Origin of the sequence: Streptomyces sp. NBC_00009 (genome assembly GCF_045040855.1) — a bacterium.
GTDB lineage: Bacteria > Actinomycetota > Actinomycetes > Streptomycetales > Streptomycetaceae > Streptomyces > Streptomyces aureus.
This window is the reverse complement of the sequence record NZ_CP108312.1, coordinates 2,436,033-2,450,002: the sequence shown is the minus strand read 5'-3', so window position 1 is coordinate 2,450,002 and position 13,970 is coordinate 2,436,033. Positions and strand designations below refer to the sequence as shown.

The 13,970-nt window shown below is 70.1% G+C and carries 13 protein-coding genes; 3 read left to right on the top strand and 10 right to left on the bottom strand.

Translation table 11 applies throughout. The features are described 5' to 3' along the window. Positions 1–4: 4 nt before the first annotated feature. Positions 5–799 carry a carbon-nitrogen hydrolase family protein gene (locus OHA58_RS10745; protein ID WP_405478514.1) on the bottom strand — a complete coding sequence of 265 codons (795 nt, stop codon included), beginning with the start codon at positions 797–799 and terminating at the stop codon, positions 5–7. 46 nt (positions 800–845) lie between these two features. Next, the gene (locus tag OHA58_RS10740) at positions 846–2,201 is read right to left on the bottom strand and encodes an MFS transporter (RefSeq protein ID WP_405478513.1); all 1,356 of its coding nucleotides are present in this window, start codon (positions 2,199–2,201) and stop codon (positions 846–848) included. 135 nt (positions 2,202–2,336) lie between these two features. On the opposite strand from OHA58_RS10740, the gene OHA58_RS10735 reads away from it, so the two are divergent. Then, positions 2,337–3,023 (top strand): DUF2848 domain-containing protein, encoded by a 687-nt coding sequence (locus OHA58_RS10735; RefSeq protein ID WP_405478512.1) that lies wholly within the window; start codon positions 2,337–2,339, stop codon positions 3,021–3,023. A gap of 52 nt (positions 3,024–3,075) precedes the next feature. Here the strand turns inward: OHA58_RS10735 and OHA58_RS10730 are convergent, their stop codons facing one another. From OHA58_RS10730 to OHA58_RS10710, 5 genes are all read right to left on the bottom strand, one after another. Then, complete coding sequence (locus OHA58_RS10730; protein WP_116509760.1) at positions 3,076–3,906, bottom strand: carbohydrate ABC transporter permease; 831 nt, start codon at positions 3,904–3,906, stop codon at positions 3,076–3,078. Then, a complete protein-coding gene (locus tag OHA58_RS10725) occupies positions 3,907–4,812 on the bottom strand; it encodes a carbohydrate ABC transporter permease (RefSeq protein ID WP_405484893.1) in 906 nt (301 codons plus the stop codon). It abuts the gene before it with no gap. Between the two features lie 47 nt (positions 4,813–4,859). Further along, on the bottom strand, positions 4,860–6,227 hold the full coding sequence (locus OHA58_RS10720; RefSeq protein ID WP_405478511.1) for an extracellular solute-binding protein: 1,368 nt from the start codon (positions 6,225–6,227) through the stop codon (positions 4,860–4,862). 120 nt (positions 6,228–6,347) lie between these two features. After that, positions 6,348–7,046, bottom strand: coding sequence for a response regulator (locus OHA58_RS10715; protein ID WP_405478510.1), 699 nt, complete (start codon positions 7,044–7,046; stop codon positions 6,348–6,350). After that, positions 7,043–8,674, bottom strand: a complete 1,632-nt coding sequence (locus OHA58_RS10710) for an ATP-binding protein (protein ID WP_405478509.1) — start codon at positions 8,672–8,674, stop codon at positions 7,043–7,045. The genes OHA58_RS10715 and OHA58_RS10710 overlap by 4 nt, the downstream gene beginning before the upstream one ends. Positions 8,675–8,873: 199 nt before the next feature. On the opposite strand from OHA58_RS10710, the gene OHA58_RS10705 reads away from it, so the two are divergent. Continuing rightward, positions 8,874–10,253, top strand: a complete 1,380-nt coding sequence (locus OHA58_RS10705; protein ID WP_405478508.1) for a cation:dicarboxylate symporter family transporter — start codon at positions 8,874–8,876, stop codon at positions 10,251–10,253. A 26-nt stretch (positions 10,254–10,279) separates the two neighbouring features. Here the strand turns inward: OHA58_RS10705 and OHA58_RS10700 are convergent, their stop codons facing one another. Beyond that, positions 10,280–10,876: a TetR/AcrR family transcriptional regulator gene (locus OHA58_RS10700; RefSeq protein ID WP_405478507.1), complete on the bottom strand. Its 597-nt coding sequence runs from the start codon at positions 10,874–10,876 to the stop codon at positions 10,280–10,282. A 176-nt stretch (positions 10,877–11,052) separates the two neighbouring features. On the opposite strand from OHA58_RS10700, the gene OHA58_RS10695 reads away from it, so the two are divergent. Next, positions 11,053–12,735, top strand: coding sequence for an MFS transporter (locus OHA58_RS10695; protein WP_405478506.1), 1,683 nt, complete (start codon positions 11,053–11,055; stop codon positions 12,733–12,735). On the opposite strand, the gene OHA58_RS10690 is transcribed toward OHA58_RS10695, so the two are convergent. Both OHA58_RS10690 and OHA58_RS10685 read right to left on the bottom strand, forming a co-directional pair. Further along, positions 12,736–12,954 carry a DUF397 domain-containing protein gene (locus tag OHA58_RS10690; RefSeq protein ID WP_405478505.1) on the bottom strand — a complete coding sequence of 73 codons (219 nt, stop codon included), beginning with the start codon at positions 12,952–12,954 and terminating at the stop codon, positions 12,736–12,738. It abuts the gene before it with no gap. Between the two features lie 3 nt (positions 12,955–12,957). Beyond that, on the bottom strand, positions 12,958–13,839 hold the full coding sequence (locus OHA58_RS10685) for a helix-turn-helix domain-containing protein (RefSeq protein WP_405478504.1): 882 nt from the start codon (positions 13,837–13,839) through the stop codon (positions 12,958–12,960). Between the last annotated feature and the right edge of the window lie 131 nt (positions 13,840–13,970).

The following is a 13,970-nucleotide window of genomic DNA, read 5'->3' as shown; positions in this document are numbered from 1 at the left end:
GTCGTCAAAGGCTCCTGCGGTTGGCCAGTACCGGGATGGAGCGGCGGACCGAGGCGACCTCGTCGAGGTCCAGGTCCGCGATGAGCAGCCCCGGCCCCTCTTCGAGGTGCTTGCGCACGGTTCCGTCCGGGCCGACGACGGCGCTGTGGCCGATGCCGGTGGGGGCGTTCGACGCGGCGGGGACGCCGGAGGCCGCCGGGTCGGCCTGGTCCACGGCGGCGAGCCAGAGCGTGGCGTCGAGCGCGCGGGCGCGGATCAGCAGCTCCCACTGCTCCCGCTTGCCCGGGCCCGCGCCCCATGAGGCGGGGAGTACGGACACGACCGCGCCCGCGTCGGCGTGGGCCCTGAACAGCTCGGGGAAGCGGACGTCGTAGCAGGTCGCGAGGCCGATGCGGGTGCCGTCGACCTCGAAGGTGACGACCTCGGACCCGGGTGCCACCGTGTCGGACTCGGCGAAGCCGAAGGCGTCGTAGAGGTGGATCTTGTCGTACGCCGCCTCGACGCCGGGGCCGGTGGCGAGCAGGGTGTTGGCCACCTTTCCGTCCGGGGCGGGGGTGAACATGCCCGCGACGACGACGAGTTCGGCCTCCTTGGCGATCTGGCGCACCGCCGTGGCCCAGGGGCCGTCGAGCGGCTCGGCCAGCGGCGCCAGCGGAGTCCCGAAGCAGGCCATCGCGGCCTCCGGGAAGACGACGACGCGGGCGCCCGCGTCCGCCGCGAGACGGGCCTGTTCGCGCAGGAGCGCGAGGTTCTCCTCGGGGCGGGGGCCGGTGGTGATCTGGCTCAGCGCGATACGCATGAGACGTTCCTCCTCGTGTGGGGGTTCGGGAATGCGTGGTCCGGGGTCAGGACGCCGTCGACGCGGCGGCGGAGCGGACCGGTTCGCCGCTCAGCAGCTCCTCGTCGCTCCGGTCGCCGTCGCGGCCCAGGCACAGTCCGGCGATCGTGACGATCGCGGTGCCCGCGACGTAGAGGGCCAGCGGGATCCACGAGTCGTACGCGTCGAGCAGCGCCGTGAACAGCAGGGGCGCGACGGCGCCGCCGATGACACCGGCCAGCGTGTACGCGAGCGAGGAGCCGGTGTAGCGCAGCCGCGGGGAGAACTGCTCGGCGATGAAGGCCGCCTGCGGCCCGTACATCGCGGAGTGGAAGACCAGGGCCACCACGACGCCGAGCGCGAGCAGCGGCCAGCTCCCGCCGCCGATCATCGGGAAGAACAGGAACGGCCACACACCGGCGGCCACGGCCGAAACCCCGTACAGGACGCGGCGGTTGACGCGGTCGGACAGGGCGCCGGCCAGCGGGATCAGGAAGACCTGGAGGGAGGAGCCGATGAGGACGGCGGCCAGCGCGGAGCCGCGGGACATGCCGAGCTCGCCGGTCGCGTAGGTCAGGACGAAGACGGTGAACAGCGCGTACAGGACGTCCGGGGCCACGCGGCTGAGGATCGCGGCCGCCAGGGCGCGCGGGTGCGTCGTGAAGACCTCGCGGATCGGGGCCTCGGGGCGCTTCTGCTCGGCCTCCATCGCCTTGAAGACGGGGGTCTCCTCGAGCTTCGCGCGGATCCACAGGCCGAAGAAGACGAGCACGCCGGAGAGCAGGAACGCCACGCGCCATCCCCAGGACGTGAACTGAGCCTCAGTCAGGAGAGCGCCGAGGGCGGCGAGTACGCCGTTGGCGAGCAGGTTGCCGACCGGCGGGCCGATCTGTGCGGCCGAGGCGTAGAAGCCGCGCCGGCGCGGATCGCCGAACTCGCTGGACAGCAGTACCGCCCCGCCCCACTCGCCGCCGACACCGACGCCCTGGGCGAAGCGGAGTATCACGAGGGTGATCGGCGCGGCCACGCCGATCGTGGTGTAGGAGGGGAGCAGGCCGATCGCGAGGGTCGCGGCCCCGATCAGGACGAGGGTCGCGATCAGGACCTTCTTGCGGCCGAGCTTGTCGCCGAGGCGGCCGAAGACGAAACCGCCGAGCGGGCGCGACACGTAGCCGACGGCATACGTGGAGAACGCCAGCAGGGTGCCGGTGGCGGGGTCCTCCGAGGGGAAGAAGACATCGCCGAAGACCAGCGCCGCCGCGACGGAGTAGATGGCGAAGTCGTACCACTCCAGTGCGGTTCCGGTCAGGCTGGCGAAGAAGGCGCGGCGGACCGCGGACCCGCCGAGCGGGGTCTTTTCCGTGCTCGTGCTGGTGTGGTTCACGACGTCCGTCCCTGAGGTTCCTTGGGTGAGGTTAACTGTCGACCTTCCGGCATACTTCTTGTATACAGGTCGTATGCGCAAGCCTTCCGCGCAAAGTTAACCTCCCCGATACCGCGAACGATGTGGAGAAACCCCATGGCGCTGCTGACCTTCGAACTGCCCGACGGCACCACCCGCAAGGTCGATGTCGTGCAGGTGCTCAACGCCGGATATGCCGGGCGCAGCCAGGACGACGTCGCCGCCCACGTGGCGGAACTCGCCGAGCTGGGGGTGCCCGCGCCGTCCGTGACCCCCGCGCTCTACCCCGTCTCCCCCTACCTCGCCCAGCACACCGACCAGGTCCGCGTCCAGCACGGGCGCACCTCGGGCGAGGCGGAGTGGGCGCTGGTCGTCGACCAGGACGGCGACCTGCTCCTGACGGCCGCCTGCGACCACACCGACCGTGAGCTGGAGGTGCACGGCGTGGCGTGGAGCAAGAACGCGAGCCCCGACGTCCTCGCCCGCCGCGCCTGGCGCCTCGCCGACGTGCAGGAGCGCCTCGACGACCTGACCCTGCGCGCCTGGGTGACCCACGACGGCCAGGAGACCCTCATCCAGGACGGCACCCTGGCCGAGCTGCTCACGCCCGCCTACTGGGCCGACGTCCTGCGCGAACGCGGCGACCTGGTGCCCGGCACGGTCCTGATCTCCGGCACGATCCCGATGGCCGAGGGCGTCGACCAGTTCGCCCCCCACTGGCGCGTGGAACTGACCGACCCGGCCACGAGCAACACGATCGACCTGGCGTACGACGTGGTGAGGATGCCGGTGCCGATCGGCTGAGGGGGCGGCCGGTTCGCCGGTTGATCAATGCTGTGCGTGAGGGTGCGGCCGTTCAGCCCTTGACCGCACCCCCCAGCGCGAACCCCCCGCCGAAGCGCCGGGCCACCAGGACGTAGAGCAGGATCACCGGCGTCGAGTAGATGATCGAGAACGCTGCCAGCTGGCCGTAGACGACTGTGCCCCGGTTGCCGAAGAAGTCGTTGATGCTCACCGAGGCCGGCATCTGTTCGGGGGTGAGCAGGAGCATGAAGGGGACGAAGAAGTTGCCCCACATCATGACGAACGAGAAGACCGTGACCACTGATATGCCCGGTCCCATCAAGGGGAGCACGATGCGGATCAGGGACTGGAACGAGGACGCTCCGTCCGTCCACGCCGCCTCCTCCAGCTCCTTCGGGACGCCGTCCATGAAGTTCTTCATCAGCCAGATGGCGAACGGGAGTTGGGACGCCGCGAAGAAGAAGATCGTGCCCTGCATCGTGTCGATCAGATTGACCTGCACGAAGAGCGCGTAGACCGGGACCATGATCGCCGTGATGGGGAGGCACGTCGCGAACAGGACCGTCGCCAGGAACGGGTTGTTGAAGCGGGAGCGGTAGCGGGACAGCGGGTACGCCGCGAGGGCCGCGCTCGCCACCGTCAGGAGGGTCGCGCCGCCGCACAGCAGCAGGCTGTTGAGGAGCGGCGTGAAGGTGATGTCGGGGGTCAGGACCGCGTCGAAGTTGTCCAGGGTGACGCCGTCGGGGATCTTCACCTGGAGGTTCGCGTGCGCGTCGAGGGCGGAGAGGACCACCCACGCCAGCGGCAGGACGAACGCCGCGGCGACGATCAGGAGTCCGGCGTCGGCCGCGAGGCGGTGGCGGACCGTGCGGGGTGAGGACACTCAGGCCTCCGAGCGCAGCAGGCGCATATAGACCAGCGAGAAGAGCGAGCCGACGACCAGGAGGAGCAGGGCGACCGCCGTGCCGTAGCCGATCATGCTCTTCTGGAAGGCCTGCTCGTACATGAACAGGGGCAGGGTCTGGCTGCGGTTTCCGGGCCCGCCTCGCGTCATCACCCAGATCAGGCCGAAGACGGACAGCGTCTGCAGGGTGTTCAGCATGAGGTTCGTGCCGATGGAGCGGCGGATCATCGGCAGCGTGATGTGCCACATGCGGCGCCAGCCGCCCGCGCCGTCCATCTCCGCCGCCTCGGTGATCTCCTTGGGTATCTCGCCGAGCGCCGCCGAGTAGACCAGCATGGAGAAAGCGGTCCCGCGCCACACGTTCGCGAAGGACACCGCGAGGATCGGCAGCGTGAACAGCCAGTTCTGGGTGGGCAGATGGAGCCAGTCCAGGATCGCGTTGAGCGTGCCCTCGCGGCGGAAGAACGCGTAGAGGAGGAAGCCGGCGACGACCTCCGGCAGGACCCACGCGCAGATCACGACCGCGCCCGTGACCGTGCGGACCGTCTTCGACGCGCGCTGCATCAGCGCGGCGAGGGCGAGGCCCAGCGTGTTCTGGCCGATGAGCGAGGACAGGACGGTGAAGACGAGGGTGAGCCAGACCGCGTTCAGGAACGCGTCGTCCTTGAACGCGGCCGTGAAGTTGTCGAAGCCCACGAAGGAGGAGTGGGCCTGGCCCGTCAACTGCAGGTCCGTGAAGGCGATGTACGCGCAGTATGCGATCGGGCCCGCGAGGAAGAGCAGCAGCAGGACCAGGGAAGGGGCCAGGGGCAGGGCGCGTGTCAGGGGACGGCGTGCACCGCCCCGCCCCGGCTTCACCTGGTGATCACCTCGTGAAGGGGGCAGGGGCAGGGGCTGTGTCACGGGGCGGCGGACACCGCTCGGCCCCACCTTCACTTGGTGATCACCTTGCCGTCCGTCGCCGTCTTCAGTTGCTCGTCATACGTGCTCGCCGCCTTCTCGACCGAGCTGTCGCCCGTCGTGACCGACTCCATCGCCTCCTGGATCGCCGTGGAGACCTTCGGGTACGCGGGGTATGCGGGCCGGTAGTGGGTCGACGCCACCAGGTCCGTGAAGAACTTGATGCCGGGCTGCGCCTTCACGTACGCAGGGTCGGCCGCGACGTCCTTGCGGACCGCGATGCCCGAGTTCGCGATGTACCACTTCTGGGCGTTGGCCTTGGTCTGCATGGTCTTGATGAACTCGAAGGCGAGGTCGGGGTTGGACGCCTTCGACGGGATCGACCACGTCCAGCCGCCCGACATGCTGACCTTGCCCGGCGCCTGGCCGTTCTGCGTCGGCATGGGCGCGAGGCCCAGCTTCTGCGACCACTCGGGCCACTCGTGGCCGCTGCCCTTCAGCCAGTCCTGCGGGAGCCAGGAGCCGTCGAGGTTGATCGCCAGCTTGCTCTTGGGGAGCAGCTCGCCGCGGACCCGGGTGCCGATGTTCGGGTCGAGGGCGTCGGAGACGTCGGGGCCGAGCTTCTCGCCGTAGACCGTCTTCACGAAGTTCAGCGCGTCCTTGAACGGCTTGCCCGCGGTGATCCACTTGTTGGACGACCTGTCGTACAGCGGGTCCGCCGTGCCCGACCCCGTCCCGTACAGGAGCATCTCGAAGCCCTGCATCGCGGACTGCTCGCCGCCGGGCTTGCCCGTGTAGACGTTGAGCGGGGTGACGGAGGGGACCTTCTTCTTGATCGTGCGGGCCGTGTCGAGGACCTCGTCCCAGGTCTTCGGCTGCCAGGGGGTCTTGATGCCGGCCTTCGCGAAGATGCCCTTGTCGTACCAGAGCCCGCGGGTGTCCGTGCCGTCCGGGACGCCGTACGTCTTGCCGTCCTGGGCCTTGGCCGCGTTCTTCGCCGTGTCGATGAACTGGTTCCAGTCGGGCCACTTGGCGAGATAGGAGTCGAGGGGCTTCAGATAGCCGCTGGTGATGTCCGAGTTGATGAGGAACGTGTCCTCGTAGACCAGGTCGGGTGCCGTCTTCGGGGAGCGCAGCATCTGCTGGAGCTTGGTGTAGTACTCGGAGTCCGGCGCCTTGATCGGCACCAGCTTCACCTTCTTGCCCGGATGGTCCTTCTCGAACTGCGTCTTCATCGACGCCAGGTACTTGTCCATGACACGTATCTGGTTGTCGGTCGACTGCTTGAAGGAGATCCTGACGGTGTCCGGGTCGTCCCCGGAGCCGCTGCTGCAGGCCGTCAGGCCGGTCGCGGCGATGAGCAGAGTGGCGCTGAGGAGCACTGGAGCGGTGGGGCGCACGGGCACGACCTCCTACGGGCCGCCGCCGGCCGGCTTGCCGAGCGGGGCTGCCCGGTGAACGTACGGGCGGGGTCGGACCAAGGTCAATCCCCGTGCAGGGGTGGGTGGTTGACCAATGGTCTAGACCGCCGTGAGCCAGCGGTAGTGCAGTTCCGGTCGGCCCACCTGGCCGTACTGAGGGCTGCGGGCGGCCCGTCCCGACTCGACGAGGTGCTCCAGGTAGCGGCGGGCCGTGATGCGCGAGATGCCCACGGACTCGGCCGCCGCCGCGGCGGTCAGACCCTCCGGGGCGGCGCGCAGCGTCCGCGTGACGCGCTCAAGGGTCGGCGCGCTCAGCCCCTTGGGCAGCGCGGCCGGACCGGGGGCGCGCAGCGTGGCCAGGGCGCGGTCGACCTCGTCCTGGCCGCCCGCCTCGCCCGCCGCCGCCCGGAACTCCGCGTAGCGCACGAGCCGGTCGCGCAGCGTCGGGAACGTGAAGGGCTTCAGTACGTACTGCACCACGCCGAGCGAGACCCCTTCGCGGACCACCGTGAGGTCGCGGGCCGAGGTCACCGCGATGACGTCCGTGTGATGGCCCGCCGCCCGCAGTGAGCGCGCCAGCTGGAGACCGTGGCCGTCCGGGAGGTGCAGGTCGAGGAGGAGCAGGTCGACCTGGGTGCGCTCCAGGGCGCGGTGGGCCTCGGCGGCCGTGTGCGCCTTGCCGATCGCGGTGAAGCCGGGGACCCGGTTCACGTACAGGACGTGGGCGTCGGCGGCCACCGGGTCGTCCTCGACGACCAGTACTCGAATGGTGCCGCTGGTGGCGTCGGGATCGGTCACGTGGTGCCTCCCGTGGGCGTGGTCGCGCTCGTGCGCTGGAGGGGCAGGACGACAGTGAACTGTGCGCCGCCCGTGGGGGATTCGGCCAGGGTCAGGGTGCCGGAGTTACGGGCGACGGACTGCTGGACGAGCGCGAGTCCGAGGCCGCGCCCGCCGGGACCGGCCGGCTTGGTGGACCACCCCCGCTCGAAGACCGCGTCCGCGTGGCCGTCGGCGACACCCGGGCCGGTGTCCGTGACCCGGAGCAGCAGGGTGTCGTCCTGCGCGCGGGCCGTGACCGTCACCTTCGCGTGCGGGGAGCCCTGCGCCGCGTCGACCGCGTTGTCGAGCAGGTTGCCGAGGATCGTCACCAGGTCGCGGGCCGGCAGGCTGGGCGGCACCAGGCCGTCGTCGATGCGGCTGTCCTCGGAGATCACGAGCTCCACGCCGTGCTCGTTGGCCTGGGCCGTCTTGCCGAGCAGGAGCGCGGCGAGCACCGGCTCGTTCACAGCAGAGACGACCTGGTCGGTGAGGGTCTGCGCCAGCTCCAGCTCGGCCGTCGCGAAGTCGACCGCCTCGTCGGCCCGGTCCAGCTCGATCAGCGAGACGACGGTGTGGAGCCGGTTCGCGGCCTCGTGGGCCTGCGAGCGCAGCGCCTGCGTGAAGCCCCGCTCGGAGTCCAACTCGCCCATGACCGCCTGGAGTTCGGTGTGGTCGCGCAGGGTCACCACGGTGCCGCGCCGGTCGCCGCTGGAGACGGGGGAGGTGTTGACGACGACCACGCGGTCGGTGGTGAGGTGCACCTCGTCGACGCGGGGCTCCGCCGCCAGGAGCGCGCCGGTGAGCGGGGTGGGCAGGCCGAGCTCCGCGACGTTGCGCCCGACCGCCTCGTCGCCGACGCCGAGCAGCTCGCGCGCCCCGTCGTTGATGAGCGCGATCCTGCGCTGCCCGTCGAGCATCACCAGACCCTCGCGCACCGCGTGCAGCGCCGCCTGGTGGTAGGCGTGCATGCGGCTGAGCTCGGTCGCGTTCATGCCGTGGGTGTGCCGCCGCAGCCGGGCGTTGATCACGTACGTGCCGATGCCGCCGAGCACGAGGGCGCCCGCCGCGACGCCGGCCACCGCCATCACCTGGCCGCGCGCCTGCGCGCTGATCTCCTCGACCGTGATGCCGGCGCTGACCAGGCCGACGATCCGCTTCCCCGACATGATCGGGGTCACCACGCGCACGGACGGGCCGAGCGTGCCCGTGTACGTCTCCGAGAAGGTCCTGCCCCGCAGGGCGGGCCCGATGTGGCCGAGGAAGCGCTCGCCTATGCGGCGCTCGTCGGGGTGCGTCCAGCGGATGCCGTGCGGATCCATGATCGTGACGAAGTCCACGCCGGTGTGGCGCTGGACGTCGGTCGCGTACGGCTGGAGCGTGCGGGTCGGGTTGCCGCCCCCGGTGATCGCCGCGCGGACGGAGGGCGCGTCCGCGACCGCGCGGGCCGCTGCCGTGGCCTGGCGCGTGGCGGCCGCCTCGGCCTGGCTGCCGTCGCTGATGTACGTGAAGAGCGCGCACCCCGCGACCACGACGGCGACCAGGACGACCTGCATCGCGAAGAGCTGGCCGGCCAGGCTGCGGACGCGTGGCAGGAGGGGGAAGCGCATGCGCCCAGTGTGCCTCTCGGTACGGGCAGAACGTTTAAGGATGAACTACTTGACGGTATAAGCGTGAACTAAATGAACGGAAGGGTGACGGCCCTCACAAGCCGGGAGATAGTCACCGTGATTCGCCAGACGTGAGCCGCACGCATGGCGCGTACGTGCAGGTTCCCGTACGCCCGACATCGTCGTCAGGGAGGCACCCATGGCCGAGACCCAGGTGGCACCAGCCGCCAAGCGAGACCGCACCCACTATCTCTACATCGCCGTGATCGGGGCCGTCCTGCTCGGCATCGCCGTCGGCTTCATCTGGCCGGACTTCGCCAAGGAGCTCAAGCCGGTCGGCACCGGCTTCGTGGCCCTGATCAAGATGATGATCTCGCCGATCATCTTCTGCACGATCGTGCTCGGCGTCGGTTCCGTACGCAAGGCCGCCAAGATCGGCAAGGTCGGCGGGCTCGCGCTCGGCTACTTCCTGGTGATGTCCGTGGTCGCGCTCGCCATCGGCCTGGTCGTCGGCAACATCCTGCACCCGGGCGACGGCATGCACCTCACGCAGGCCGTGAAGGACGTCGGCCACACCGCGGCGAAGGACGCCGCCGAGGGCCCCGTCGACTTCGTCCTCGGGATCATCCCGATCACGATGGTGTCGGCGTTCACCGAGGGCCAGGTGCTCCAGACGCTGCTGGTCGCGCTCCTTGTCGGCTTCGCGCTGCAGGCCATGGGCCGGGCCGGTGAGCCGGTCCTCAAGGGTGTCGAGCACATCCAGAAGCTGGTCTTCCGCATCCTCGGCATGATCATGTGGGCCGCGCCCGTCGGCGCCTTCGGCGCGATGGCGGCCGTCATCGGCGAGACCGGCGTGGACGCCCTGAAGGCGCTCGCCACGATCATGCTCGGCTTCTACGTGACCTGCATCCTCTTCGTGGTAGTGGTCCTCGGGACCGTGCTGCGCCTGGCCACGGGGTACAACCTGTTCGCGCTCCTGAAGTACCTGGGCCGCGAGTTCCTGCTGATCCTCTCCACCTCGTCGTCCGAGTCCGCGCTGCCGCGGCTCATCGCGAAGATGGAGCACCTGGGCGTCAGCCGTCCCGTCGTCGGCATCACCGTGCCGACCGGGTACTCGTTCAACCTCGACGGCACGATGATCTACCTGACCATGGCCTCGCTGTTCATCGCGGACGCCATGGACCAGCCGATGGGCATCGGCCAGCAGATCGGCCTGCTGCTGTTCATGATGGTCGCGTCGAAGGGCGCCGCGGGCGTCTCGGGCTCCGGCGTCGCCGTCCTCGCCAGCGGACTCCAGTCGCACAAGCCGGCGCTCGTCGACGGCGTCGGCCTGATCATCGGCATCGACCGCTTCATGAGCGAGGCCCGCGCCCTGACCAACTTCGCGGGCAACGCGGTGGCGACGCTTCTGATTGGTACGTGGACGGGTGAGGTCGACAAGGAGCGCGTGGCGCGCGTCCTCGCCGGTGAACTTCCCTTCGACGAGCGCACGCTGGTCGACGACGGGAGCGACGACGCTCCCGCCGAGGTCCCGGACCAGCGGGGCGGGGACGACGAGAAGGAGCTGGTGAAGGCCTGACCCGGGGCGGCCTGTCGGTCAGGCGGTCAGTCGATCTTCGCCACGAGTTCGGTGGCGCGTGAGGCGGGTACGCCCGCCGCGGTCAGTACGGTGACCGCGGCGGAGCGGCCCGCCTCTTCTGCTGGGATCAGCCCGTCGTTGACCGCTTCGAGCAGCCCGAACAGCACCTGCTCGTGGACGTACGCGAGGGCCGGAGGCGGCAGAGGTGAGGCGAACTCACCTGATTCCAGGCCCTGTTGGAGCAGATCGGCGCAGCTGTTGCGGACCGGCTTCAGGCGGGCGCGGATGCCTTCGACGGTGACGGCGCGCTGCGCGAGGGCGACCAGCAGGCGGTAGCGGTCGGCGACCTCCCACACGGCGAGCAGGGAACGGGCCACCGCCTCGGCGGGGTCGGTCACCCCTGCGCGTCCCTCGGTCTGCGCGGCCTCGACCGCGGCCACGGCGTCGTCGACCAGCGCGGCGACGAGTGCCTCGCGGCTGGGGAAGTGCCCGTAGACCGTGCGCCTGACGACGCCCGCGGCCCTGGCGATCTGGTCCATGGACGCGTCCGGGTCGCGCAGCAGCTCGGCGAGGGCGACGTCGAGGATGCGGCGGCGGTTGGTGTCGGCTCGGCCTGAAGTCACGCGCCCATTCTGCACCCCGGTCCCGACCCGGTTCACGTGTGGTTTTGCACAGCGCTGTGCAATGACGTAAATTGCACAGCGTTGTGTAATTGCACAGTGTTGTGCAATGTCCGTGAACGCGCGGACACGTGGACTCGTGGACTGTGGGGCCGAGCGCCCCGGAGGGTGGCAGGGGAATGCGCCTCGTCATGAAGGAACCGGTCGAGGGGATGGACCGGCCGTACGCCCGCCGCTGGTGGGCCCTGCTCGTGCTCTGCCTGAGCCTGCTGATCATCGTGATGGCGAACACCGCGCTCACCGTCGCGGCGCCCGACATGACCAAGGACCTCGGCCTGACCAGCGCCGACCTCCAGTGGGTCATCGACGGCTACACCGTCCCGTACGCGGCCCTGATGCTGCTGCTCGGCGCGATCGGCGACAAGTACAGCCGGCGCGGGGCGCTCGTCCTCGGCCTCGTCGTCTTCGGGGGCGGCGCCGTCGCGGGCTCGCTCGTCGACAGCTCCACCGGGGTCATCGCGGCCCGCGCGGTGATGGGTGTCGGCGCGGCCATGATCATGCCCGCCACGCTGTCGCTGCTCGCGGCCACGTTCCCGCGTGCCGAGCGCGCCAAGGCCATCGTGCTGTGGACCGCCACCGCGGGCCTCGCCATCGCGGCCGGACCGCTGGTCGCCGGGGCGCTCCTGCGCGACCACGGCTGGTCGTCGACGTTCCTGATCAACGTGCCCGTGGCCGCCGTCGCCCTCGTCGGCGCCCTCGTCCTCGTACCGCCGTCCAAGGCCGCGCACCAGCACCGCATCGACTACGTCGGCGGCCTGCTCTCCGTCGTCTGGGTCGGCGCCCTCGTCTACATGATCATCGAGGGGCCGCACTTCGGCTGGGGCGCCAAGGCGATCGGCGCCGCGGTCGTCGCGGGCGTGGCCCTGGTGGCCTTCGTCCTGTGGGAGCTGCGCCACCCGCGCCCGGTCCTGGACGTCCGCCGCTTCACGGACCGCCGCTTCTCCGGCTCGAACCTCGCGGTCGCCCTCTTCTTCCTCGCGGTCTTCGGCGCCTTCTACTACCTGACCCAGCACCTCCAGTTCGTCCTCGGCTACGACGCGCTGGCCACCGGCGTCCGCATGCTGCCGCTCGCCGGAGCGGTCTTCGTGGGCTCGGCGCTCACGGGGTACCTCACCCCGCGCATCGGCATGAAGATCACGGTGACGGCCGGCATGGTCGGCGGCACCGCGGCCCTCGCCCTCCTCACGCGCGTCGACGCCACGTCCTCGTACGGGGACTTCGTGCTGCCCCTGATCATCCTCGGCCTCGCGATCGGCCTGGCCCTGTCGCCCTGCACCGACGCGATCATGGGCTCGTTCCCGGAGTCCGAGCTGGGCGTGGGCGGCGCGGTCAACGACACGTCGCTGGAGCTGGGCGGCTCGCTCGGCATCGCGATCCTGGGCTCGGTCCTCGCGGGTTCGTACTCGTCGCACCTGGCGGACAACACGGCGGGCACGAAGCTGCCGGGCGACGCGCTGTCGACGGCGCAGGACTCGGTGGGCGCGGGCTACGCGGTGGCGCAGGGCATCGGGGCGCAGGCCCACAGGGCCGCCGAGAAGGCGGCGGGCGCGACCACCCCGGAGCAGGCGGCCCAGCTGAAGGCGCAGGCCGAGCAACTCGCGGGCGGGGCGAAGCAGATGGCCGACGCGGTGGGCTCCGCCTTCTCGGACGCGGTGGCGCATACGAGCCTGGTCGGCGCGGTGATCCTGGGCGTCGGGACGGTGCTGGTGGCGGTACTGCTGCCGCGCCGTGCGCGGGGGGCGGCGGAGCCGGAGCCGGATGGCGTCGTCGGCTCCGCCGAACTGGTCGCCAATAAGGGGTAGTTACCCGAAGGCGCGCACGTGAGTGATGAAGCGGGTCCAGGTGGCAGGGGTGAGGAGGAGGGCGGGACCCGTCGGGTTCTTTGAGTCGCGGAGACCTATTCCGGTGGGGGTCTCTGCGACTTCTACGCAGCTGTTGCCCGTGCCGTCGCTGTACGACGACTTGCGCCAGGCGGAGTCCGGCGCGATGTCGAGGGCGGTGAATCGGGGGTGAGTGTTCATGGGTCAGAGCTCTCGTTCCAGTCGTCGCAGAAATTCCGGTGTCTCCTCCGGCGGAAGTGCCGAAGCGACCATGGCGTCGAACCGGCGGGCGAACCGGTCGACTTCGCGGGGCTTGTCGGAGGTGGAGACGGCGCCCCAGGCCGTGTCGGTCTGCACCCGAGGCGGCAGCCGGTCTCCGAGGTAGAGGATCGCGAAGTCGTTGGTCGAGCGGTAGCCCCGTCCGAACGGCAGCACCTGGATCGTGATGTGGTCATGCGCCGCCCACTTCGTGAGCTGCCCGAACTGTTCGCGCATGACGTCGGCGTCTCCCACGACGTAACGCAGCGCAGCTTCGCCGAGGATCGCGTGAAGCCGGACGGGGGTGTCCCGCGTCAGGACCTCCTGCCGGGCCATGCGCAGTTCCACGCCGTTGCGGATGAACTCCGACGTGGTTTCCTCGACCGGCTTCTGCACATCGAAGATGCCCCGGGCGTATCTCTCCGTCTGGAGCAGTCCGTGCACCACTGTCGGGTGGTACACCCGCATCCGGCGAGCCTCGGACTCCAGGCCGACGAATCCGGGCATCCCGGAGGGCATCAGGCCCCGGTACTGCGTGAGCCAGTCCTGCGTGGCCGATTCCCGGTTGAGGTTGATCAGGGATTCGATGACGCTCTCGTCCGTGACGCCGTACCGGTCGAGGAGCTTGCGGAGGTCCCCTACGTTGCGGAAGTTGAGCGCACCCGTCTCGATGCGCAGCAGCGCTGCCTCGGAGAGCTTGGTTCCCTGGATCGCCTGCTTGCGGGTGAACCCCCCGCCGCGGTCGCCGAGGCCGCAGCGCTCCCGCAACTGCCGTAGCTGAAGCCCTAGTTCGAGGCGCTGGCCTGTTCGTCCACGCTTGGCTGCCATGTGCACCGCCTGTGTGCTCTCGCGCATGCCGCTTGATGCGGTGTGCCGAGTCTGGCACCCCGAGTGTGGCGTCCGCAGCCCGTTGTGCACATCTCGGCATAGTCCACTTTGAGTTCCGCTGAAATTTCGAG